We start from the raw sequence: 22492 nt of genomic DNA, 5'->3' as shown, positions 1-22492 counted from the left end.
GGCTTCTTCATTCCAGCAATGATTGGCATTGGTATGTGGTGTAAGAAAACAGGAAATCCATTCATCATTCCCAAGGCACTGAAAAACCCCCTGTACTTTTTATTGGGGTTTTGTTTGATCACCTTACTATTTGTTAATGGTGCTCAACAGTTTAACCAACCCACACCCAGGCCAGGCGACCCACCCAGGAAAGCCGAGCAACCCATTTTTCTGGGAATATTGGGACTCAAAGCAATGATTGGCTACTTACCTCTAATCACAGGAGCTTATTATAAACTCAAAAGTAAAAAAGAGTTATTATTTGCTGCCCGTCTTGCAGTAATTCTGGCTATTATCTGCTGTTTACTTGGTATGGTACAGTACCAATTCCTAAGTTCTGGTAAGTGTAATGGTACTCGTGGTTTTACTGGAGACCAATTATTTAAGGCAACCCTAGAAGCTAAATGTTTAGTAGGGGGCGCTCTACTATTTAGCCCTAGTCAGGGTGTAATTCGTTTACCTGGTACTTTTGTTGCACCTTGGCAATGGGGGTGGTTCTTGATTTCTAATGCTGCCTTTACCTTTGCTGTTGCTTTTAGTGACCCCTCTCCCCTTTGGCGAACAACAGGTTTATTTGGTATGGCAGTAGTTTTTATTAATTCAGCTATTAGCGGTCAAAGAATTGCTTTAGCTCTAGTTCCTACAGTAACAATAATACTCTTAGTCTTAACAGGTCAGGTGGCTAACCTCAAAAGGTTTCTTCCTATTGGTATTGGACTAGGTGTTCTTCTTACAGGAGTAGTAGTATCTAATCCCGAAGTTGTTCAAGAACGAATAGATAGTTTTGTGAGTCGCTGGAAAGCTTCACCACCCACTGCTTTTATTACTCAACAATTTGAGGAATCTAGTCATGCACAAAATGGAGTTTTTGGCAATGGGGTAGGGCGAGCTACTAACTCAGCTAGAGTTTTTGGTAGAACTAGGTTAATTGAGACTTATTATCCTAAGCTAATCTATGAAATAGGACCTATCGGTGCAATTGCAATGTTACTTTTACTAACGACTATTACTGTTACTTCTTTCAAAGCTTATCGCTCTGTTAAAGACAAGAGTATGCGTAGTTATGGTGCTAGCTATTGGGTTTTTGTTCTAATTATGAGTTATAACACTTATTATTACCCTCTTGATGTAGACCCAGTTGCAGTTTATTATTGGTATTTTGCTGGAGTAATTATAAGGCTACCAGAAATTGATAAACAGGAACAGGCAAGAATTAAAGCTGAAGAAGAAATGGAAAATAGATAGAATAGGGAGGGGCAGGGAGCAGGGGCAGGGAGCAGGGAGCAGGGAGCAGGGAGCAGGGAGCAGGGAGAAACAAATGATGTATCTGGTAGGATAATTGATTTTATTTTTTATTATTGGTATTGGAGATGTCTATTTCCATATCCGAAATATCAATTCAATAGCAATTACATAACTTCTCTATTATGTCAAGTTTTATCTTAAGAAAGATATTTATAAGGTGAAAAATGAACGAATCTCTAACTCAAGAAAATCAACAATTAACTATTCCCATTTCTGTTGTTATTCCTACCTATAATCGGGAAGAACCTCTTATAGATACGATCGCCGATCTGATTAAACAGGACTACCCTAATTTTGAAGTTTTGGTAGTTGACCAAACTGCTACTCATAAACCAGATACTCAAGCTTATTTAGAAGAACAAGCTAATGCTGGAAAAATTAAATTGTTCCGTCTGACTTGGGCGAGTTTACCAGGGGCAAGGAATTATGCGGTCAAACATTGTAATGGGGAAATAATCCTTTTTATTGATGATGATGTACGTATGGAAAAAGGATTTTTGGCTGCCCATGCTCGTAACTATGTAGATCGCCCAGAGATAGGGGCAGTGGCAGGACGAGTATTTGACCGGATGAAATTAGGAGATTCTGGCGGAGATTTAGAAATAGAGGATTTGCCCCCTGAAGCATCAGACCCTGGTATTGCCTGGTATCATATCGATCTGGTACATACGGTAAAAGCTCAACGAGTCATTTCAGCAAGAGGCTGTAATATGTCCTATCGCCGAGAAGTTTTTACTAAGTATGGCTTGAGTTTTGATGAGCGGTTTCGTGGTAGTGCAGTACGGGAAGAGTCGGATTTTTGTTTGAGGTTACGACAAACTGGTTATCAGATTTGGTTTGACCCAGAAGCTTCTTTAGTTCATTTGGGTGAAGAAAGTGGAGGTTGCCATGATATTTCTACAAGGTCGCTCAAGTATCAAGTTACTTTCTATCACAATCACTTTTTTATGGGATTAAAAAATCTGACTCCTAATCAATGTTTGCGTTTCTTTGCCAAATTATTTGATTGTCATGTTTTGGGGAACCCTCCTTGTTATAAAGGTGGTTCTCCGATCAAAATAATTACTCGTGGAAGTTTTTATACTCTTGGTTTTCTGAGTGCTGTTCAAACTAGGATTAAATCTATTTGGGATGACGGGCAAATTTATACTCGACAAAGTAATTAATGATTAATAATTAACAATTTAATTCTTGGTTGGCAACCGATAAAAAGATTGATTTTTTGCCAAAAATTAACTATAGCAAAGAAAGAGTTGGTTACGCCATATGATGATGAATCGAATCAGGGTAAATGTTTTTCCTACTGTTGTATATTCCTTCCTATAGCAATAATTTTGCATTATAACAGTTTTCAAGTCTTGGGGGTAAAAAGTTTTATAATTTTAGGGAACACCGGATCTGGAAGTAATTAATAAACTGTACCTCACCATCTTAAAAAGTGCTGTAATAATTTTGAATTATGTGTGACATTATTTTGGAGGATTGCTATAAATTTAATCAAATTAAATTAATTTGTTTGGTAAGTATTTGCGACAAACTCCTGCTATCTGTCTTTATTAACTAATATACTGCAAACCTGATTTAGTATGAGATTTATTAATCCAAGAACAGATTATGCCTTCAAAAAAATCTTTAGCTCTGCTGAGAGTAAAGATATTCTGATTAGTTTTCTGAATTCACTACTCTATAAAGGTCAAAATACTATCCGTGACTTGGAATTTATTAATATCTATGAAGCAGGAGCGATCGCTATTTTCAAAGATTCATTTTTAGATGTGAGAGCCAAACTTGATAATGGTTCTATAGTTATCATTGAAATGTAGGTATTAAATATAGAAGGTTTTAATAAACGAGTTATTTACTATGCAGCTAAAGTTTATGTTAATCAACTCAAGCAAGGGGAAATTTACCCTGACTTAAAACCTGTAATTTCTCTAACTATTGCTGATTTTACGATGTTTAAGGAGAGTGAAAAAATTATTACCCACTTTGCATTGAAAGAATGGGATGATTCTTTTGTTTATCCAGATAGGGATTTGGAACTGTTTTTTGTGGAGTTACCTAAGTTTAAAAAAAAGTTGGCAGATTTAGAAAGTATTACAGATAAATGGCTTTATTTTATGAAACATACTAATAGTTTGGAAATAGTACCAGATTCAATGGGAGTAGTTCCTGAAATTGATCGTGCTTTTACTATTGCTAATGAGGCTAATTTAACCCTAGAGGAATTACAACAATTGGAAAAACAAGAGCGATTTATTCTCGACTGGAGGGGAGAAATTGCTTTTAGTAGAGAAGAAGGTAAAACAGAGGGTCGTGAAGAAGGTAAAAGAGAATTAATTATAAGTTTACTAGAGCGTTTATTAGGTAAATTTGATATCAATAAAAAGAACGCTTTAATCAATTATCAAGTAGGCAATTAGAACAATTAAGTCAGGCAATGTGAAATTTCAAAAATATATATATCTGATTTAGTCTCTTAGTTACACCGAACTAGTCATGAAGAGTAATATCCTCAAATAAGTAATATAAAAGCTTGTTTGATTTGAAAATAGATATTTTCAATCAGAAAAAACTGAATTAAAATCTCTAACTTCAAATTTTTCTGAAAAATCTAGTATATACTGTTTCATAAATACTAAACTATACAATAAAAACCATGAGAATATTAATAGCTAGCCACACCTATATTGTTGACCTTAATCGGGAAAAGTTACGCGCTTTAGCTAAACTTGAACCGGGTATTGAAGTTACGGTTGTTGTACCTCAACGTTGGAATCCAAAAGGGGTACAAAGTCAAATAGTTGAAACCAAATTTATTGATGAGGGTTCCTTTAAAGTAGTACCTGTTTCTAATTACAGCGAAAATAATCAAGCTTTACTAACTTTCGGTCCCGATCTAATTAGTTTGCTCCGAAAATTAAAGCCTGAAATTATTCAAGTAGAACAGGGTTCTAAAGCTTTAACTTATGCTCAATTTATTACTTTTAATAAGCTTTTAGGACTCAAGGCTAAAAAATTATTTTTCACTTGGTGGAATTTACCTTACGAACTCAAATTTCCTATTTCTTTGCTAGAAGGTTATAACCTCAGAAATACTGATGGAATTGTTGCAGGTAACAAAGATGGAGAAGATATTTTAAGGGAGAGAGGTTACAAAGGTCCGATAAAAGTTATGCCTCAGTTAGGAGTAGATGAAACTTTATTTAAACCAGAACCTCAAGTAGAATTAAGAGATAGTTTAGGGATTCAACCTAATGATTTTGTGGTTGGTTTTGTGGGGCGTTTTGTTGAAGAAAAAGGATTATTAACTTTAACTAAATCTCTAGCAGGTTTACAGGAAAAAAATTGGAAATGGTTATTATTGGGTAGGGGTGAATTACAAACAACTTTGGTCGAAACAGCAACAGCATTAGGAATTAAAGATCGCTTGATTTTTGTAGAAAGTGTGCCTCACGACCATGTACAAAAATATATTAATCTGATGAATACTTTGGTTTTGCCATCAGAAACTACTTATAAGTTTAAAACTTTAACTTCTGTGGGTTGGAAAGAACAATTTGGTCATGTTTTAATTGAGGCAATGGCTTGTAGAGTTCCTGTAATAGGTTCTGACTCTGGGGAAATTCCTCATGTAATTGGGGATGCTGGTTTAGTTTTTCCAGAGGGAAATGTTGAAGAATTAAGAAATCGTCTAATGCAGTTAATGGAGCAAAAAGAATTAACTGAAAGTTTGGGGCAAAAAGGTTATGAAAAGGCAATGAGTCAGTATACAAATAAAGCTTTAGCTAGGCAGTTATTAAGTTTTTATCAGGAGTTAGTGTAGGTAAGCATTTAGCTGTCAGGAAGTCTCCTAAATTGAAGTTTATACAACACAAGCTATCAGCAAGAGGCAACTTAAAACTTGGAATTATTAATCCAAGTAAAACTGTGATTTATCTAAAAACATTAGTACCTACTTTACAAATTAAACAAGTTCGTCTCGTCCCTAGACTTAACCATTATGTCATTGAAGTCATTTATGAAAAATGCGAAAAACAATACCTCTTAGAAAAAAACCGTGTTGCTAGTATTGATATTGGATTAAACAATTTAGCTACATTAACTTTTAATAAGCGCCGGAATCAAACCTATCTTGATAAATGGGAGACCGTTAAAATCTCTAAATCAATACTATAATAAAGTTAAAAGCTTCCGACAATCTGAACTCCAGGAAAATCAATCTAGTAAGAGTCTGAAAAAGCTTTGCAATAAAAGAAAATTCAAAATTAATGATTATCTTCATAAATCATATCATTTGATTATTAATACCCTGATTAACCAGAAAATAGGAACATTGATAATAGGGCACAATGAAGAGTGGAAATAGAAGATAAATTTAGGGAAAAAAAATAATCAAAATTTTATATCTGTTCCCTATAATAAGTTAGAAGAATCTTATACCTCAAAAGTAAGTTTTATAGATAAGGATCTAATTCCTGTTTACAAGAAAGGTGAGAAAAATCAAGTCACCTTTTCACCGAAAAGAATAAAGCGATGCAGCGCGGTCTTGGGGGTTTCCCCCACTCGCTGTTGCATCAAGAAAAAGAGGAATGCAATCGTACCGCAAGCATTGGATTAATCAATGAGTTACGTTAACGGTTCTCTAAATATTATGAGAAAAGCAATCCCAAATGTCTTTGACTATGGGATAGATAAGCAAGTGCGTTGGGCGGGTCTCCAGACAGTCACGCAACTGGCGTGGTGTTGAAACCCAGTTAGAGTAACTCCTGCAAAATAAGGATATGTCATATTTGACTATATTTTTATGAACTATAAATAAGCAAAAGAATACAAATATTTACCGATAACTAGGATCGAGAAAGATAATGGTAAAGTATGAATATATAGAATGTAAAAACCCGAACGGTCAGCATAGAATGGCTTATACTCAATGGGGTAATCCTGAGAATAAAAGGGTGTTAATTTGTGTTCATGGTTTTAGTCGTACAGGGAGAGACTTTGACTACTTAGCAGCTGCCTTGCAAGAAAAATATCGAGTTATTTGCCCAGATATAGTAGGTAGAGGGAAAAGCGATTGGTTATCCAATTCATCTGATTATGGTCTACCTCTTTATATCTCAGATATGTTAACTTTAATTGATAAATTAAATCTGAGTAATATTGATTGGATAGGAACATCAATGGGAGGTTTAATCGGAATGTTTATTGCCTCTCAAAAAAATTCTCTAATTAACAGATTAGTTATAAATGATATTGGTCCAGAGATTGTTCCTGAAAGTTTGAAACGTTGGGCAACAAAATATTTAAGTCAAGGAAAGCCTAATTTTGAGAATTTGACTCAAGTAACAGAATATGTGAGAGAATTTTATTCTGATTATGGCACTTTAGCCGATATAGAATGGGAACATATAGCTAAAAATACTGTTAAAAAGACTTCTGAAGGTCAATATAAATTACACTACGATTTATCTATTATAGATGTGTTTAGAGTTAGTAAAGGTGAACTAAAACCAGTTGATTTTTGGCAAACTTGGTCATCAGTAAGTTCTCCTGTATTATTGTTACATGGTAAAGAATCTTATCTGTTGTTACCAGAAACTATCAAGAAAATGCAATCTATTCATCCCCAAATAACTGTGAAGCATTTTCCTTGTGGTCATAACCCACCTTTATTATCAACAGACCAAATAGAAGCGATCGCCGACTGGCTGAATTAAGAAATTTTTGGTAATGCTAAAGTAATAGTTTAATAGACAGGACTTAATAAAGAAATCGGGTTGATCGAGAAAATTTCCTGAGAGCAAAAAACAATAATCAGGGCAATAAACCTAGTTTATTGTTTAGTTGCGTAAGCCCTGATATAATTAAAAAGTTTAGGCTAATTTATATTTATAAATAAAATATTAAATTTTGATCATTATGTATTGGGAAAAGTTACTTAGTAATTAAGTGCAACCCTACATGGGTTAAGGATTGGGTTATTCAACTCTATTGGCATAGAATGAAAACACTACCCAAGCATTTAAACAACAAAAACTGGAGACTCTAAGATGAAATCAATACTTGCATGGGTAATTTCAGTGTTACTGGCATTGACTTGCTTCGGTATTAATCCAACTATGGCTGTTGCCCAAGAACAGATCGTAGTAATCGAAAATGATGTAGAAGACGATGGTGATTGGACTGTAGGCTCAGTACACTTCTTAGATGATGGATTTGAGGATTGCAAAGCTACTGCTGGCTCAAAAGTACTAGCAATGGCTAATAGTGTCCCTAAATTCGGAGGACAAGCTTTTATTAATTTCGATTTTCCTTTAGTTCCTGGAGACTACGACGTAACTATTGATGTCTGCAATTTCAATGGACCGAAAAATGAAAACACCGGAGAACTAGCGGATCTTGGTCATGCTGATTATCTTGGCCTAACTGTGGGAGGAGATAAGGACAATTCTGGTACATTACTGACTACTGCTATTAAAACATCTCGTTCACAGCCTCGGATGAAAAGGGGAGAAACAAAGGAATGGTCGTTTAACTTTACTTTTGGTGAGGACGATCCGTTTTTGGGGTCTAAAATTGGCTTCTTAATAGATTTGCCTGTGAGAGGTGAGTGGGTGAATATGGGTTTTGATAACCTCAAGATTAAGGTAACTCCTGCTAAAAGCTAAAAGTTTATACTAAAAGATAAAAGTTTATATTCAGTTTTAAAAGCGATCGCTCTAAGTTCCTTAAGTAATGCGATCGTTTTTCTGTCTATTATCTAAGTTTGATCGGCAGCTTTGATATTTCCTTTGCCTTTAAAATTGCTGAGACAAAAAACGCATAGGAAACTGCACCTACTGTCGCTAAAATTATCAAACTATCTCCTGTAGAATTCCACAAAGCGTGTAACAAAGAAGAAGTTAGATAACCAACTCCTAAAATTTTCCATCGCTCCTGGGGATAAATCACACTTAAACCAATAAAATAGCCAAAGTAACCACTATAGGCCATGTGTCCAGTGATAGATCCTAGAATTCGGGGTATGAGTAGTTGTAATCCTGCTAAATAGCCTACTCCTAATCCTAAAAGACCCTCTCCTAATAATTCTGTGACATTTTCTACGATTCCCGGCACATATTGACCCAAGGTTTCAAACATTGTAAAGCCAACGCCGGAAGCAGTACCAATTAAAATACCGTCTAAAGGTTCCCAGACTCCCACTTCTTCTCTGCGGGGACTTCGTAATCTTTGTCCAAGCCACATACAGCCAAACACTGGTAGTGCTTTCAGTAATTCTTCCATTAATCCTGCCCCAAAAAACATTTTGATAAACAAGATAGGAAAGGTTAATTGTTCCAAATTTTCTGGCAGATTACCAGGCAGAATACCACGAAATACAATAATGAATAGAAGTAAAATCGGACTGGCTAAAATTACACAAGTAGCAAAACCGGAGCCAAATAATACCCACCAAGGTTTAGGTTTATGGCACAAATGGTAAACAAAATAGAAAGCTGCACCAGAAATATAAGTTGCTATTAGCCATTCATATAATTCTGGTATTCCCACAGAAACGAACATCAAAACGACAAAAACTACTGTGACAATGCCTGGTATTAAGTAACCTTCCTTCACTAAATTTTTTTGCATTGAAGTGATAGGAATAAGTTCGGCTTTGCCTGGTTTTGAATTGGGGATTATATTTTTCATAGATTAGTTTTTTGTATTTAAACGCGCTTAAATATTCCACTGATAAATTAACTACTTATATCGTTTTAAAAGATGTTTATACAATCCATACAAACTTTACTATCAATAAAATTTATAAAAATTATTGACTTAATTGATAATTATCATATTAGTTCATATTGTTCGGGATAATCTTGAATAGATATTTCTGGATATTCCCTAATAATTTTTTGATTGTTTTCAACATAAAAATATTTTGTTATTCTCTGAATATATTGCCGTTCATAACTAAGTGGTTTATGAGTATCATTAACTATTCCATTTAAAATATACTTATTCTTTGTCTTAATAATATATCTAATCTTGTTAATCGCTCTTGTTCTGTATAATTTTTTAGTATCAAATTTTTCATTTACTCGTTCAGCCAACAAGCTAGTATCAAAATTATCTACTTTGTCTTCTAGAATATTTTCAAACTTTGCAATTAAATCTTCGATATTTTGGCGGAACTTCTCGTATAAAAAAACATAAATTTTGGGAAATTTATCTTGATAAAGTTTGATTAATTGATAATAACATAAATCAATTAAATGAATATTGTTAGATAGGTAGTTGAAACATCGAGTATTTTTATTCCATCTGAATTTATTAATGGATAAATTATATTTATAGTCATCGTAGGTATATTTTTTTTGAGGATAGTAAATATATTCTTCAATCTTTCCTGTATAACCCATGTAACAAATATTTATCACATTGATGCTACATTCTAGGATTTTTTACTCATTTAATATTTTGTCAAATAATAAAAATTTATCTAATCATATCGTATGAGAGAATATTCTCTGAAACTAATAAAACTCAGGTAGGGCGATCGCTACATAGATAAACATCAAAAAGTAGTCCTATAGATGTAGTGATTTATTGTGGGAGTAGGGAACAGAAAATATAGAGTTATTATAACCTTTTGTAAGGCAAAAATCCAACTAAGTCAATACTCCCTATTACCTACCTCCTTTGTGACAAAGGGAAGCTATAGAGATTCTTTTTCCTACCAACAAATATTAAATTAATTTGGCACAGGTACTTGGCCTTGATTAAAATTACTTGCTGTAAGTTTGATAAATTGCATAACCTTTGAAAACTCAGAAATATATGAACTTAGATAACAAAACAAACTCTAAAATGAAGCAAAACTACTGTATAAGTATAGCCTTGATTACAATTATTTGTTGCAACTACTACAAATTGCATAACCCTTGAAAACTCAGAAATATATGAACTTAGACAACAAAACAAACTCTAAAATGAAGCAAAACTACTGTATAAGTATAGCCTTGATTGCAATTATTTGTTGCAAGTATGACAAATTGCATAATCTCTGAAAACTCAGAAATATATCAGCTTAGACAACAAAACAAACTCTTAGCTGAAAATTATCAGGAGTTAGGTAATGGCTAAAATTGATGGGTACATCCCAAAGCAATTTGACAGTAGTAAACAAGTAGTAATTTTTAACTTTATCTTCAGACAATGAAAAGTATTTATTGATCAATATTGCTACTTCTATGTAATTACTATGAAATTAAGACTTACACAACCGTGTCATTTCAGGGAATGAAAATATCAACTGAACGTCTAAGTATCCTGAATCAAACTTAGAGATTATTTATCTGTTTAATTTCATCCTAAGTAATTATCCGGAATTAAGCTTCTAGATTTCGTAAATATATACAAGATGTAATAAGTTTCAGAATATTTACACTCCTAGTATTTGCTGCATGATTATTGAATTTAGTCATTAATAACTAGCATCAAAAATATCTATTTTTCCAAAAATTTTCCAGTAATATATTCTGGATGAAACGTAATAATTTAGCCTCGTAATTCCACTGATGTAAATAATCAAAAATGATATTAATTTGATAGTACAGTAATTAGAGAAAAATAACTACTGTAAGTAGTTATATGAATGAGAAAAAAATTATCGGTTAAAGAAAATTTAGTAACTAAAGGAGAGACTATTTTGGATACAGCACCAGTTGCAAACTACTTAGGTTTATTGGCATTAGTATGCTATATCATAACTTTACTACCCACAATTCTCAGAATTGTTTTTCCCAGCACAAAAAAGACGGAAATTCCTAAATTATTACTGAAGTATCGTCGTCAAATAGGTGTAATTGCTTTTCTATTTGCTCTTGGTCATGGAGTTTTGCTAGTTCTCAAGAGAAACTTTGATTTTTTTGATATTCAAACATATTGGATATATGTACAAGGAGTTGTGACTTTCATTATTTTTACACTACTAACAATCACTTCTAATGATTGGAGTATCAAAAAAATGAAGAAAAATTGGAAGAAATTACATGAGCTGACTTATTTAGCAATGTTTCTCTTAGTCTGGCACGTCATAGACAAAATGTGGGGTCATTGGAGCTATCTTACCCCATTAGCAATGCTGGGAATTACAGGGATAACAGTGTTATTTATTATTAGAAAATTTCTAGAGCGCAGAAAAAAATTGGCAAAAACTAAGGGGAAAACTTAGATACTTAGTAAATAGTAATATGATTTTTTTAATTAGTAAAAACTCAAGGGTGCAAATTCAATTAATAGTAAAAATCATCTGATTTTTTTTATAAGTAATAATTAATGACAAGATTAAAATTTATGCTCGCTCAACCCAAGCCTTGGAAATATTCGACAGTCATAGCAGCAGCCACTTTAGCAACTATTAGTGGACTGTGGTCGTGGCGATCGCTATCAACATCAACTAATAAATATATTCGGACATCAGAACAAAAAACTCTACCCTCTCTCACTCTTTCAGGACATCAAGCATGGGTATATGCAGTTACCATCACTGCTGACGGAAAAACTCTAGCAAGCAGTAGCTATGATGGTAAGATTAAGATTTGGAATTTAACTAACGGTAAATTAGTTCGTACTATCAATGCTCATGCAGATGCGATCGAATCTCTTGTTATGAGTCCTGATGGAAAAATTATTGCTAGTGGTAGTTGGGATAACCGCATTAAACTTTGGGATATCAGAAATGGAAATCTTATCCAAACTCTTGAAGGTCATACCGATGATGTGAAAGCTATAGCAATGAGTCCTGATGGTCAGACTCTGGCAAGTGGTAGTTATGATGGTATGATTAAGGTATGGAATCTCAAAACTGGCTCTGTTAAGATGACAATTCAACATCCAGAACCTATAACTGCTCTAGCTTTTAGTCCTGATGGAGAGATACTTGCTAGCGGGTGTAAAAAAGGTCAAATTAAAACTTGGCAATTGAAGACAGGTAAAAAACTCCACTCCTTTGCAGCACATACAAACACAATTTGGGCGATCGCTTTTAGTCCTGATGGCAAAATTCTTGCTAGTGGGAGTCAAGACCAAAAAGTTAAATTATGGCAGATAGAAAAAGGTCAACTTTTATCTACTTTAGAAGGACATGAAAAAGCGGTTTTATCTGTTGCTTTTAGTCCTGATAGCAAAATTCTAGCTAGTAGTAGTTACGACAGAAAAATTCATCTGTGGGAGGTGAATACAGAAGAGTTACTGAAAACGTTTACGGATCATTCTAAAGCTGTTTGGTCTTTAAAGTTTAACCCAAATGGTGAAACTCTTGCCAGTGGTAGTGCTGATGGTACTATTAAATTGTGGCCTGTATCAAGTTTGAGTGATAAACAGTTACAGAATGCTACTCTCCCATCTGTTGTTAAGAAAGAAGCAGATATAGTTGTAATCTCGGAGATTACTGATAGAGTTAGGCTAGAGGAGTTAAACCAAAAGTTATATGACCAAATTGACCAAAGTTGGCAACAGACTCCAAGTTGGTATGAGGATTTACTATTTCAGATGAAAGTTGATGTTGATGGTGTCATTGTCAGTTTAGAACCTATGAACCAATCAGCTAGAGATTATGTTCAACAAACACCTTTACCGCAATTGTTAAATAGTGCTAATTCTCAAGTTACGAGTCAGAAAAAGTCTTTTGCACTATTCCGGGTAGTGATGACACCAACAGGAGTGCTTGAGGTTAGTCCTTGGAGCGGTTGGTTGCAGTAGATTAGACATAGGCGTGATCATCAAAAATTAAATCAATCCCATACGTATAAACCATCAATTATTTCCCCCTACTCCCTACTCTGTACGGACGTTGCATGTAACGTCCCTACTACTCCCTCTTTTCCACCAGATGTCTATTAAGTTTTGGAGTCAGGACTCAGGAGTCAGGAGTCAGCAGGAGGAAACGATTAAAACTAATTTGTAGAGTTTTTGTTTGTAGTTGGGCTTTAGCCCGACTGTTTGTCTTAGGGCTAAAGCCCAACTACGAGCGTAATAATAACTGTTCTAGCGAATATGGTATCATACCAGTTGATGTGCTTTTTGCCAAACTATCAAATATTGAAAACTTTTAGCACATTATTTCTTCATTCTGACTCCTGACTCCTGTCTCCTGACTCCTCCTTTCATTCTGACTCCTGACTCTTGACTTCTGACTCCTAATTTCTGTGACAGACTTTCTAACTAACTAAACTCATTAAAATGCCGAAAATTTTTGGTAAATTATTTATAGAATATTCTTCTAAATCTACAATTATAGATTCAGATTCTAGCTCTAAGAATTGCCAAACTGTTCCTGTGGTAACAACACCATAAATTTTATTAATATTATTACCTTTTCTTTGATTAAAAATTTGAGCAGCTAGCATTTCTGCAATACATTGAGAAAAACCAGATTTCAGATTATCGTTTTTTGCTTCTACTAAGGCAACAACCGGTGCTTCGATGACAAGTTGTCTTGTGGAATGACTAATAATAAAATCACAAAAACCGTTTAAACCTTGGTCGGGATTAACGTTAAATTCTATTCCAGAAAAAATGCTAATTTGATTATTTAGTTGTTTTTTTACTTCTACTAAAATCGGCGCAACAATTAATTCGGAACGGGCTTTTTCTGAACCTATAGCAACTGCTAAAGGTATATAGTCTTTGAAAAGTTCTTGTAGTATTTTACTAGGTACAACTTCAGGTAAGTTGTTGAATTTACCTTGAATTTCGACTAGGTTTAGATTAAAGTTTGTTAGTAGTTCATCTAAGTTGAATTTACTATAAGGCATTTGTTAATATTCCTTTTGCAATCTAGCTAAAAATATGCTTAGTAATTAGGGCTTGCTGATTAAATATAAAATCACTGACAGATAAAGATTTGAGCCTTTTTCGGTCTAAAAAAGTGTCTGGTTTTCAGTTGATTTCGCTCAAAAAGTTAGCACAAAAGACAGGGGAGATAGTAGAAAGATAAAGGGACTTTTATATCCGACTATTTCCTCTATAATTCCTCGTTTCTCCTAACTACTCTGTATGGACGTTGCATAACAAAAATGCGTTTCATGTCGCGCAGCAAAACGTCCCTACCTACTCCCCTACTCCTTAAAAAGACTTTTTCAGCAAACCCTAATTACTTTTATCTATCTCGTATATAGTGGCTTTTGACCAGAGTATTATTGTATATCTCCGTTTTTTTGTGCTTGAACTGAAGATGTTGTTCTAGTTTACCAAATAAAGGAAATCCTTTTCCTAGAAGAATTGGAACGCGAGTAATAATCATTTCATCAATAAGGTCTTCTTGAAGAAAACTTTGTATTACTCTACCTCCATCAATGTATAAATTTTGATATCCTTTTTGATTCAATTGAATGATTAGTCTCTTTATATCCCCACTAACAATTTCACCTTTACCAACAATGCTTTCTGGAAGCTTGGTGAGACTATTACTTAATACAAAAACAGGTTTATCATAAACCCATTGCTCAAAAGTTAAAACTTTTGAGAAGGTTTTTCTTCCCATCACTACAGCATCGATATTATTCATAAATTCAGCAAATCCATAATCGCTTTTTTCGGGGTTTGGTAATTCTTCTAGCCAATCTAATTCCCCATTACTTGTAGCGATAAATCCATCTAAACTTGTTGCTATATAGACATAGTTTGCCATCTCATTCTCCCAGTTTAATACCAATTTGATAAAATATTGCTACAGTCACGATACAGGGAACATATAACAGAGAATAGTGAAAGAAAAACATAATAAAAAATCTTTTCCCAACCTCGTAGGGACGTTGCATAACAAAAATGCGTTTCATGTTGTCTCTTAGCCGTTAGCGGAGCTTTGCGCCAGCAAAAACGTCCCTACATTGTGGTTAATGAATGTTACTTGATATTATCCATAAATTCATATAATCTAACTCTTAATTTCTGAAAATTTACCGAAATATTAAGGTATAAAGTCTCTCCATTCATGGAGAAAAAAGAAAAAAGAAAAAAAATCATTTTAGCCCAATCCTATCGGTTATAAGAAGAGGTAATTATTAATTATTAATTGTTAATTTCTTAGCAATAGGCATCCGCCAACCAGTGCCAAAAGCTCGCTCGCTAATTTTTAAACCAGGGGGTGCTTGTCTACGTTTAAATTCTGCCCGCATCACTAACTTCAGCACTTTATTTACTACCTCTGAGTCATGTCCTGCTGCAATAATTTCTGCTAAAGATTCGCAGTTTTCTACTAACCGAAATAAGATATCATCTAATACTTCATAATCAGGTAAAGAATCTTGGTCTTTTTGGTCTTCTTTTAACTCAGCACTTGGAGCTTTTGTCAGAATATTTTCGGGAATAATATTTTGCTTTTGAGTAATTAGTAAATTTTCGGAACCAAAGAATTTTTGATTAATATTAACCGCCTGTTGATTCAACCACTGACACAGAGAATAAACGCGAGTTTTCGGAACATCAGAAATTACTGCTAATCCACCATTCATATCACCATAAAGAGTACAATAACCAACTGCCATTTCTGACTTATTGCCTGTAGATAAAAGTAAATTACCAAATTTATTAGAAATTGCCATTAATAAATTTCCCCGAATCCGAGATTGAATATTTTCTTCAGCAATACCAAAGTTTGTACCTGCAAATAAATCTGCCAAACTATTGTCATAACCTTTCATTAAATCCCCAATAGATATAAGTTGTTTAGCAATACCCAAATTTTCTACTAATTCCAAAGCATCTTTAACAGAATGATCTGAACTGTAGGGAGAAGGCATTAAAATAGCAAAAACATTTTCCTTTCCTAATGCAGCAGTAGCGATCGCTGCGACTAAAGCTGAATCTATTCCTCCACTTAAACCCAGGACAACTTTGGAAAAACCACACTTTCGCACATAATCTTTTACTCCTAAAACTAAAGCAGACCAAATTTCTTCATCTTCACTTTCTGGCAAATTTATACTTTCAAAATTTACTGAAGTTAAATCTTTTTTGGCTGAATTAAATTCTACTACTGCCTTACTTGTTTCAAAAGCTTTAGCACGATAAATAACATTCCCAGCAGAATTAAAAACCACACTACAACCATCAAAAATCAAATCGTCATTCCCACCTACTTGATTGACATAAATAATTGGTATTTGATAACGATTTGTACTATGTTCTAACATTGCCTCTCGCAATTTTTGTTTGCCAACTCGATAGGGAGAAGCTGACATATTAACTACAAAATCAACCTGTTGTTCTGCTAATTCTTTCATGGGGTCGCAAGTATAATTTCGCTTTCCCCAAAATTCTGCATCATTCCACAAATCTTCGCAAATAGTCACACCAACTTTAGCTGAAGATTCTGAGCTGTTAGGAGAAACTTCTAATGTGAAAAAATCGCTAGTTTTGCCTGGTTCAAAATATCGGTCTTCGTCAAATACATCATAAGTAGGCAAAAGTCGTTTATGAAATATTTGTTTGACTTTTCCATTAGTTAATAAAGCTGCACTATTAAATAATGATTTTTCTCCTTTTTCAGCAGCTTGAGAATTAAAAGTTACAGTTCCTACTAAAACAGCTATTTCTGATGGTAAATCTTTAGCTAAACCTTCTAATTCGACACCAGCAGCTTCAATCAAACTAGGATAAATTAATAAATCTCGTGGCGGATAACCTATCAATGACAATTCTGGAGTTATCATCAACTTAGTATCTAAACTTTGTGCTTTTTGTGCTGCTTCTAAAATTAATTTAGCATTACCAGAAATATCACCAATAATAGGATTAAGTTGAGCGATCGCTATTTTCATAATTTTTACATTATTAGAGATTGTGTGTACAATAAATATAACAAACGGGATAGGCAAAGTTGCAAACCTTGATGATATTTGGCAAACAACAAATATTATTTCTGTTACTAAATCTTCTGATTATTAGAGTAATAATGGATCAAAAAATAATTGCATTATGGTCTACTCCTCGCTCCAGATCCACAGCTTTTGGGTGGATGGTTAAGCAAAGAGGTGATTTTTTAGTACTTCACGAACCTTTTGGTCTTTCAGCATACTATAGTGAGGAACGTATTTTTAATCGTGTGCCAGATATTGCATCACAAGCAGAATATAATTATCAGAATGTATTGCAAGAGTTAAAGGTAAAATCTCAGAATAACAGATTGTTTATTAAAGATTTTCCTTTACACTTTATGCAAATTGTAAATAATGAATTTATTGATTATTTACAGCATACTTTTTTAATTCGCAATCCAGCTCAAATGCTACCTTCCTATTATTATAAAATGCCCGATCTTGATTTTGAGGAATGTGGTTATAAACAACTTTTTGAACTTTTCAACAAAGTCATTGAGCGTACAGGTAAAATTCCTGTTGTTATTAATGCTGACGATATTGTAGAAAAAACAACAGATATAATTAAGGAGTATTGTTCGAGAATAGGTATTCCGTTTATACCAGAAGCATTAAATTGGAATCCTCCTGGCAATTCTAATGAAATAAGTTGGTGGGATAATGGAAGTTGGCATGACAATTTACGAATTAGTTATGGGTTTCAAAATACTGAGAAATCTTACTTAAAAATTCATCAAGATCAAAAATTGCTTTCTCTCTACAATTTGTGTATGCCATACTACGAAAAGCTGAACCAACACCGTTTATTGGGAGGAAAATGAATAAGGGACGGAAATAGTCTGAAAGGAAATACGAATTTTACGGATTTAGACTAAAGTGAAAATAAGACTGTAAATTATGATTCTAAGCAGCAAGTAAATCAGAATTGAAAATTTTCCCATATCCTTTAAATTTTATGAGGTGAATTTTTATCCTGTCTCTTGTTACTTTCTTAACTCATTAAACTACAAAATCTTATCCTATTTTCTCCTTGCTTATTTCTTCTTCTTTACATAAACTATTACCGCCAATCATTTTCATAAGTCAATTTTAGGACAATCACAAAATGGAAATTAAAGCAGCAGTAGCTTTTGAAGCAGGAAAACCATTAACCATAGAAACTGTTAATTTAGAAGGCCCGAAAGCTGGAGAAGTAATGGTAGAAATTAAAGCAACCGGAATTTGTCATACCGATGCTTATACTCTTTCCGGTGCTGACCCCGAAGGTTTATTCCCAAGTATTTTAGGCCATGAAGGGGCAGGAGTTGTTGTCGAAGTTGGGCCTGATGTCACAACCCTTAAACCAGGAGACCACGTTATCCCTCTCTACGTTCCAGAATGTCGTCAGTGTGAATATTGCCTCAGTATGAAGACCAATTTATGTCAAGCAATTAGAACTACTCAAGGTCGTGGTGTGATGCCGAATGGTACAAGTAGATTTTCATTAAATGGCGAAATGATACATCATTATATGGGAACTTCAACCTTTGCTAACTATACAGTATTACCGGAAATTTCTTTAGCAAAAATCCGAGAAGATGCTCCTTTTGACAAGGTTTGTTATATAGGTTGCGGGGTTACAACTGGCATTGGAGCTGTTATTAATACTGCCAAAGTAGAGGTAGGAGCAAAAGTAATTGTATTTGGTTTAGGAGGTATTGGTTTAAATGTAATTCAAGGTGCAAAAATGGTAGGTGCTGATATGATTGTTGGGGTTGATATTAATCCTGCAAAAGAAGAATTAGCCAAAAAATTTGGCATGACACATTTTGTTAATCCCAAAGAAATAGAAGGAGATTTAGTTCCTTATTTAGTAGATTTAACAAAGGGAGGTGCCGACTATACTTTTGAATGTATTGGTAATGTTAATGTGATGCGTCAAGCTTTGGAATGTTGTCATAAAGGTTGGGGTGTTAGTGTCATTATTGGTGTAGCAGGTGCAGGGCAAGAAATTAGGACTCGTCCGTTTCAGTTAGTAACAGGAAGGGTGTGGAAAGGTACAGCTTTTGGAGGAGCAAAAGGTCGTACAGATGTACCGAAAATTGTTGATTGGTATATGGAAGGGAAGATTAATATTGACGATTTAATTACTAATGTTATGCCATTGGAAAGAATTAATGAAGCTTTTGATTTAATGCACGAAGGTAAGTCTATTCGGAGTGTTGTAACTTTTTAAAGAAGGCAGAAGCATAAAAATAATTTTTCACAGGGATGCACGGATTATTTTTGTAGGTTGGGTTGAGGTAACAAAACCTAACGTTGTCAACTCAAAAGTTCCAAGTTAAAACTCAAAAATTGAAAGATAATATTTGTAGGTTGGGTTGAGGCCAAAAAAACTCATACGGTCAACTCAAAATTTCCAAGTTAAAACTCAAACATTAAAAGATGATATTTGTAGGTTGAGTTGAGGTAACTAAACCAAACATTGTCAACTTAGAACGGTTTTTTTATGGGTAGACCACAATGGTTCCATGGAACGTCCTGACAAAGTTTTGATTTTGACTATCTGCTTCATCTATCTGAAAAGCACTATAAAATTTCCAAGTTAAAACTCAAACATTAGATAATATTTGTAGGTTGAATTGAGGCAAAAAAACTCATACGGTCAACTCAAAAGTTCCAAGTTAAAACTCAAAAATTGAAAGATAATATTTGTAGGTTGGGTTGAGGCCAAAAAAACTCATACGGTCAACTCAAAAGTTCCAAGTTAAAACTCAAACATTAGATAATATTTGTAGGTTGAATTGAGGCAAAAAAACTAATACGGTCAACTAAAAAGTTCCAAGTTAAAACTCAAACATTAGATAATATTTGTAGGTTGGGTTTCGTTACCTCAACCCAACATTGTCAACTTAGAACAATTTTTTTATGGGTAGACCACAGTAGTTCGATGGAACGTCCTGACAACGTTTTGATTGTGAATATCTGCTTCATCTATCTGAAAAGCACTATAAAAGTTCCAAGTTAAAACTCAAACATTAGATAATATTTGTAGGTTGAATTGAGGCAAAAAAACTAATACGGTCAACTAAAAAGTTCCAAGTTAAAACTCAAACATTAGATAATATTTGTAGGTTGGGTTGAGGCAAAAAAAACTTAATACTGTCAACTCAAAAATTCAAATTCAAGATTATAGCTATAAGTATTCAGCACTCAGCAGTCAGCTTGAGTAAAAACTTTACAGGTAATAGATTTGAAGTTTTAGAACAGTCAAAAAAATATTTGCATAGTCCTATATAACAATCATATTTCAGTTGTAAGATTTTAGTGGTAATTAGAACTTAGAACTCAGGAGTTAGAATATAAAAGGATTTTGATTGCTCTTAATTGTTCTTAAATATCTATCAAAATCATTCCTGATTGCCATGGTATTTTCAGGCTGTGTATTGAGGCAATGTATCAAGATACCGTAGAGTTTTTGTTGGATTGCGCTGCCGCTTTTCATGTCGGCGACAGCCAAAACCAAACCTACAACTCAAACTACAATCAACAATAATTTGATTAACATTCAAGCAAGGGATTATTTTTTCTATATAAACTCTTTGGATTTAATAAAGGTAATTTTAAAACCTCAATCCAATCTATCAGTTGAAAATCTGTTTCTAAATCTGAATCATCTTTAAATGCAGTAGTCAAAATCTGATTAACTGCTTTAGCAATAAAATGTTCAACTAACCAATCATAAGTCCGTTCTAAATTTCGGTCAAACTCCAAATAAATTGCACCTATTAGAGCTTCAAACATTTGAGCTAAAATTTTATTCTGCTCACTTTTATGCTTCCATTTATAACTTTTTCCCAATAGAGAAAACTCCCTCAACTTTAAATCTCTAGCAAATTCAGACAGCATATTTCTACTGACAAGATCGCTTTCTATAATAGTCAGAGTTGCTTTACCTAAACTAGAAAAATTGTCTGATAAATAATTACTAACAATTCGACAAAAAACTACATAGCCCAAGTTGGCCAAACCCTGATGCTCTAGAGCCTGTTGTTTTTGTTCTGGCCTAATAATATTAGTCCCATCATAAATGTGATTTGGATGAGTTAGAGCAATCTCCAAAAGTTCAGGATGTTGAAATTGGGGGATGGCTATACTCACTTTTTTTACAGCCTCAATATTTAAGCCCATAATATTATCCAATTCTCCATAAAAATGGTAATTTAATTAATCATTACTACAATCTCCTAGCAGATAATTACAGAATAGTTAATTATTTAATAATATTTGTCTCAAAAAAGTCTGAGAGATTGTTTTTAAAGTAAATCTAAAAAAGGGGATAGAGAACAACTTAACTGAGAACAGGGAATAGACAAGAATATACAGCTATTTGCAACTATAAAATTTCCACTATCAAAAAGGACTGAAATATAGTTAGCACTTTGTAGCAGTTTTATCACCAAAAAATAAAGTTTCAGAGAGTATCTTTCATTAATTAATAATGGATAATGAATAATGAATAATTACCTCTGGTTAAAACCCCAACGGAATTGAATATAAGGAAATTTCGGATTTTCTTGCCTTCAGTTTTAGCTGGAGGTACTGTTAACGCAGTTCCGACCATAGGAGGCTAACTGAATTGCGCAGTTCCTCCGGAGGAGGCTAACTGATAACTTAAATGACTTATGTCTACAGAAATTAAACTTGTTAAACAACATCAATGCTTTGGTGGCACAGTCAGCTATTATTTCCACTCATCTTCCGCCTGTAATATTGAGATGCGTTTCTCAATTTATCAACCACCGCAAGCGAAATTAAAATCCCTTCCAGTTCTGTATTTTCTTTCTGGTTTAACCTGTACTGAAGAGAACTTTATGGCTAAAGCAGGAGCGCAACAATTTGCTAATAAATATGGATTAATTTTAATTGCACCAGATACAAGCCCACGCAACACTAATATTGCTGGAGAGGATGATGATTGGGATTTAGGTACAGGTGCAGGATTCTATATTAATGCTACTTCAGAACCGTGGAAAAAGCATTATCAAATGTATAGTTATGTCGTTGAAGAATTACCAGAAATTATTACCAAAAATTTTCCTATACAACCAGATAAGCAAAGTATTTTCGGTCATTCGATGGGAGGTCATGGAGCATTAATTTGTGCTTTAAAAAATCCAGAAAAATATCAATCTGTTTCGGCTTTTGCTCCAATTGCAGCACCTATGAGTTGCCCTTGGGGTGAAAAAGCTTTTACCAATTATTTAGGTACAAATCAAGAAAATTGGCGTAATTAT

18 protein-coding genes and 1 pseudogene are annotated in these 22492 nt (G+C 33.8%); 13 read left to right on the top strand and 6 right to left on the bottom strand.

Annotation, left to right across the window (positions count from 1 at the left end):
* The 8 genes and pseudogenes from hpsL to F6K22_RS05440 all read left to right on the top strand — a co-directional run.
* Window positions 1-1284 (top strand): hormogonium polysaccharide biosynthesis protein HpsL (gene hpsL, locus F6K22_RS05470; RefSeq protein ID WP_293094285.1); only part of this gene is annotated, 1284 nt, incomplete at its 5' end.
* A gap of 224 nt (window positions 1285-1508) precedes the next feature.
* Complete coding sequence (gene hpsN / locus F6K22_RS05465; protein WP_293094282.1) at window positions 1509-2510, top strand: hormogonium polysaccharide biosynthesis glycosyltransferase HpsN; 1002 nt, start codon at window positions 1509-1511, stop codon at window positions 2508-2510.
* 420 nt (window positions 2511-2930) lie between these two features.
* Window positions 2931-3767: pseudogene (locus tag F6K22_RS05460) on the top strand (Rpn family recombination-promoting nuclease/putative transposase).
* 236 nt (window positions 3768-4003) lie between these two features.
* Window positions 4004-5170, top strand: coding sequence for a hormogonium polysaccharide biosynthesis glycosyltransferase HpsO (gene hpsO, locus F6K22_RS05455; RefSeq protein WP_293094280.1), 1167 nt, complete (start codon window positions 4004-4006; stop codon window positions 5168-5170).
* 32 nt (window positions 5171-5202) lie between these two features.
* Window positions 5203-5523 carry a hypothetical protein gene (locus F6K22_RS05450; RefSeq protein ID WP_293094277.1) on the top strand — a complete coding sequence of 107 codons (321 nt, stop codon included), beginning with the start codon at window positions 5203-5205 and terminating at the stop codon, window positions 5521-5523.
* The gene (locus tag F6K22_RS41750) at window positions 5480-5713 is read left to right on the top strand and encodes a transposase (protein WP_363272897.1); all 234 of its coding nucleotides are present in this window, start codon (window positions 5480-5482) and stop codon (window positions 5711-5713) included. The genes F6K22_RS05450 and F6K22_RS41750 overlap by 44 nt, the downstream gene beginning before the upstream one ends.
* A 499-nt stretch (window positions 5714-6212) precedes the next feature.
* Window positions 6213-7064 carry an alpha/beta fold hydrolase gene (locus F6K22_RS05445; RefSeq protein WP_293094274.1) on the top strand — a complete coding sequence of 284 codons (852 nt, stop codon included), beginning with the start codon at window positions 6213-6215 and terminating at the stop codon, window positions 7062-7064.
* A gap of 333 nt (window positions 7065-7397) precedes the next feature.
* On the top strand, window positions 7398-8015 hold the full coding sequence (locus tag F6K22_RS05440) for a hypothetical protein (RefSeq protein WP_293094271.1): 618 nt from the start codon (window positions 7398-7400) through the stop codon (window positions 8013-8015).
* An 88-nt stretch (window positions 8016-8103) separates the two neighbouring features.
* On the opposite strand, the gene F6K22_RS05435 is transcribed toward F6K22_RS05440, so the two are convergent.
* Window positions 8104-9039, bottom strand: a complete 936-nt coding sequence (locus F6K22_RS05435) for a PrsW family intramembrane metalloprotease (RefSeq protein WP_363272895.1) — start codon at window positions 9037-9039, stop codon at window positions 8104-8106.
* Between the two features lie 143 nt (window positions 9040-9182).
* On the bottom strand, window positions 9183-9773 hold the full coding sequence (locus F6K22_RS05430; RefSeq protein WP_293094268.1) for a hypothetical protein: 591 nt from the start codon (window positions 9771-9773) through the stop codon (window positions 9183-9185).
* A 1217-nt stretch (window positions 9774-10990) separates the two neighbouring features.
* Between F6K22_RS05430 and F6K22_RS05425 the strand changes: the two genes are divergently transcribed.
* Both F6K22_RS05425 and F6K22_RS05420 read left to right on the top strand, forming a co-directional pair.
* Complete coding sequence (locus F6K22_RS05425; protein ID WP_293094266.1) at window positions 10991-11569, top strand: ferric reductase-like transmembrane domain-containing protein; 579 nt, start codon at window positions 10991-10993, stop codon at window positions 11567-11569.
* Window positions 11570-11673: 104 nt separating this feature from the next.
* Entirely contained in the window at window positions 11674-13098 is a 1425-nt protein-coding gene (locus F6K22_RS05420; protein ID WP_293094264.1) for a WD40 repeat domain-containing protein, read from the top strand.
* Between the two features lie 458 nt (window positions 13099-13556).
* On the opposite strand, the gene F6K22_RS05415 is transcribed toward F6K22_RS05420, so the two are convergent.
* The 3 genes from F6K22_RS05415 to F6K22_RS05405 form a co-directional block, all read right to left on the bottom strand.
* Window positions 13557-14153 (bottom strand): hypothetical protein, encoded by a 597-nt coding sequence (locus tag F6K22_RS05415; protein ID WP_293094261.1) that lies wholly within the window; start codon window positions 14151-14153, stop codon window positions 13557-13559.
* Between the two features lie 344 nt (window positions 14154-14497).
* Window positions 14498-15028: a dihydrofolate reductase family protein gene (locus tag F6K22_RS05410; RefSeq protein ID WP_293094258.1), complete on the bottom strand. Its 531-nt coding sequence runs from the start codon at window positions 15026-15028 to the stop codon at window positions 14498-14500.
* Between the two features lie 373 nt (window positions 15029-15401).
* Window positions 15402-17159 carry an NAD+ synthase gene (locus tag F6K22_RS05405; RefSeq protein WP_293094288.1) on the bottom strand — a complete coding sequence of 586 codons (1758 nt, stop codon included), beginning with the start codon at window positions 17157-17159 and terminating at the stop codon, window positions 15402-15404.
* 134 nt (window positions 17160-17293) lie between these two features.
* Here F6K22_RS05405 and F6K22_RS05400 point away from each other — a divergent pair, with 134 nt between their 5' ends.
* Together F6K22_RS05400 and F6K22_RS05395 are read left to right on the top strand one after the other, a co-directional pair.
* Entirely contained in the window at window positions 17294-18037 is a 744-nt protein-coding gene (locus F6K22_RS05400; RefSeq protein WP_293094255.1) for a sulfotransferase-like domain-containing protein, read from the top strand.
* Between the two features lie 284 nt (window positions 18038-18321).
* Window positions 18322-19431: an S-(hydroxymethyl)glutathione dehydrogenase/class III alcohol dehydrogenase gene (locus F6K22_RS05395; RefSeq protein WP_293094253.1), complete on the top strand. Its 1110-nt coding sequence runs from the start codon at window positions 18322-18324 to the stop codon at window positions 19429-19431.
* Window positions 19432-20756: 1325 nt separating this feature from the next.
* On the opposite strand, the gene F6K22_RS05390 is transcribed toward F6K22_RS05395, so the two are convergent.
* Window positions 20757-21356: a ribonuclease III domain-containing protein gene (locus F6K22_RS05390; RefSeq protein WP_293094250.1), complete on the bottom strand. Its 600-nt coding sequence runs from the start codon at window positions 21354-21356 to the stop codon at window positions 20757-20759.
* A gap of 524 nt (window positions 21357-21880) precedes the next feature.
* On the opposite strand from F6K22_RS05390, the gene fghA reads away from it, so the two are divergent.
* Window positions 21881-22492 (top strand): S-formylglutathione hydrolase (gene fghA / locus F6K22_RS05385; protein WP_293094247.1); only part of this gene is annotated, 612 nt, incomplete at its 3' end.

The organism is Okeania sp. SIO2F4 (assembly GCF_010672385.1).
Taxonomy (GTDB): domain Bacteria; phylum Cyanobacteriota; class Cyanobacteriia; order Cyanobacteriales; family Microcoleaceae; genus Trichodesmium.
The sequence above is the reverse complement of the archived record's forward strand: the minus strand, read 5'-3'. Positions and strand labels throughout refer to the sequence as shown.

What these genes read in the sequence shown, in the direction of transcription:
- hpsN (WP_293094282.1), top strand. Translation starts at nt 1,509, where the DNA reads ATGAACGAATCTCTAACTCAAGAAAATCAACAATTAACTATTCCCATT.
- hpsO (WP_293094280.1), top strand. Translation starts at nt 4,004, where the DNA reads ATGAGAATATTAATAGCTAGCCACACCTATATTGTTGACCTTAATCGG.
- F6K22_RS05445 (WP_293094274.1), top strand. Translation starts at nt 6,213, where the DNA reads ATGGTAAAGTATGAATATATAGAATGTAAAAACCCGAACGGTCAGCAT.
- F6K22_RS05440 (WP_293094271.1), top strand. Translation starts at nt 7,398, where the DNA reads ATGAAATCAATACTTGCATGGGTAATTTCAGTGTTACTGGCATTGACT.
- F6K22_RS05435 (WP_363272895.1), bottom strand. Translation starts at nt 9,039, where the DNA reads ATGAAAAATATAATCCCCAATTCAAAACCAGGCAAAGCCGAACTTATT.
- F6K22_RS05425 (WP_293094266.1), top strand. Translation starts at nt 10,991, where the DNA reads ATGAGAAAAAAATTATCGGTTAAAGAAAATTTAGTAACTAAAGGAGAG.
- F6K22_RS05420 (WP_293094264.1), top strand. Translation starts at nt 11,674, where the DNA reads ATGACAAGATTAAAATTTATGCTCGCTCAACCCAAGCCTTGGAAATAT.
- F6K22_RS05415 (WP_293094261.1), bottom strand. Translation starts at nt 14,153, where the DNA reads ATGCCTTATAGTAAATTCAACTTAGATGAACTACTAACAAACTTTAAT.
- F6K22_RS05410 (WP_293094258.1), bottom strand. Translation starts at nt 15,028, where the DNA reads ATGGCAAACTATGTCTATATAGCAACAAGTTTAGATGGATTTATCGCT.
- F6K22_RS05405 (WP_293094288.1), bottom strand. Translation starts at nt 17,159, where the DNA reads ATGAAAATAGCGATCGCTCAACTTAATCCTATTATTGGTGATATTTCT.
- F6K22_RS05400 (WP_293094255.1), top strand. Translation starts at nt 17,294, where the DNA reads ATGGATCAAAAAATAATTGCATTATGGTCTACTCCTCGCTCCAGATCC.
- F6K22_RS05395 (WP_293094253.1), top strand. Translation starts at nt 18,322, where the DNA reads ATGGAAATTAAAGCAGCAGTAGCTTTTGAAGCAGGAAAACCATTAACC.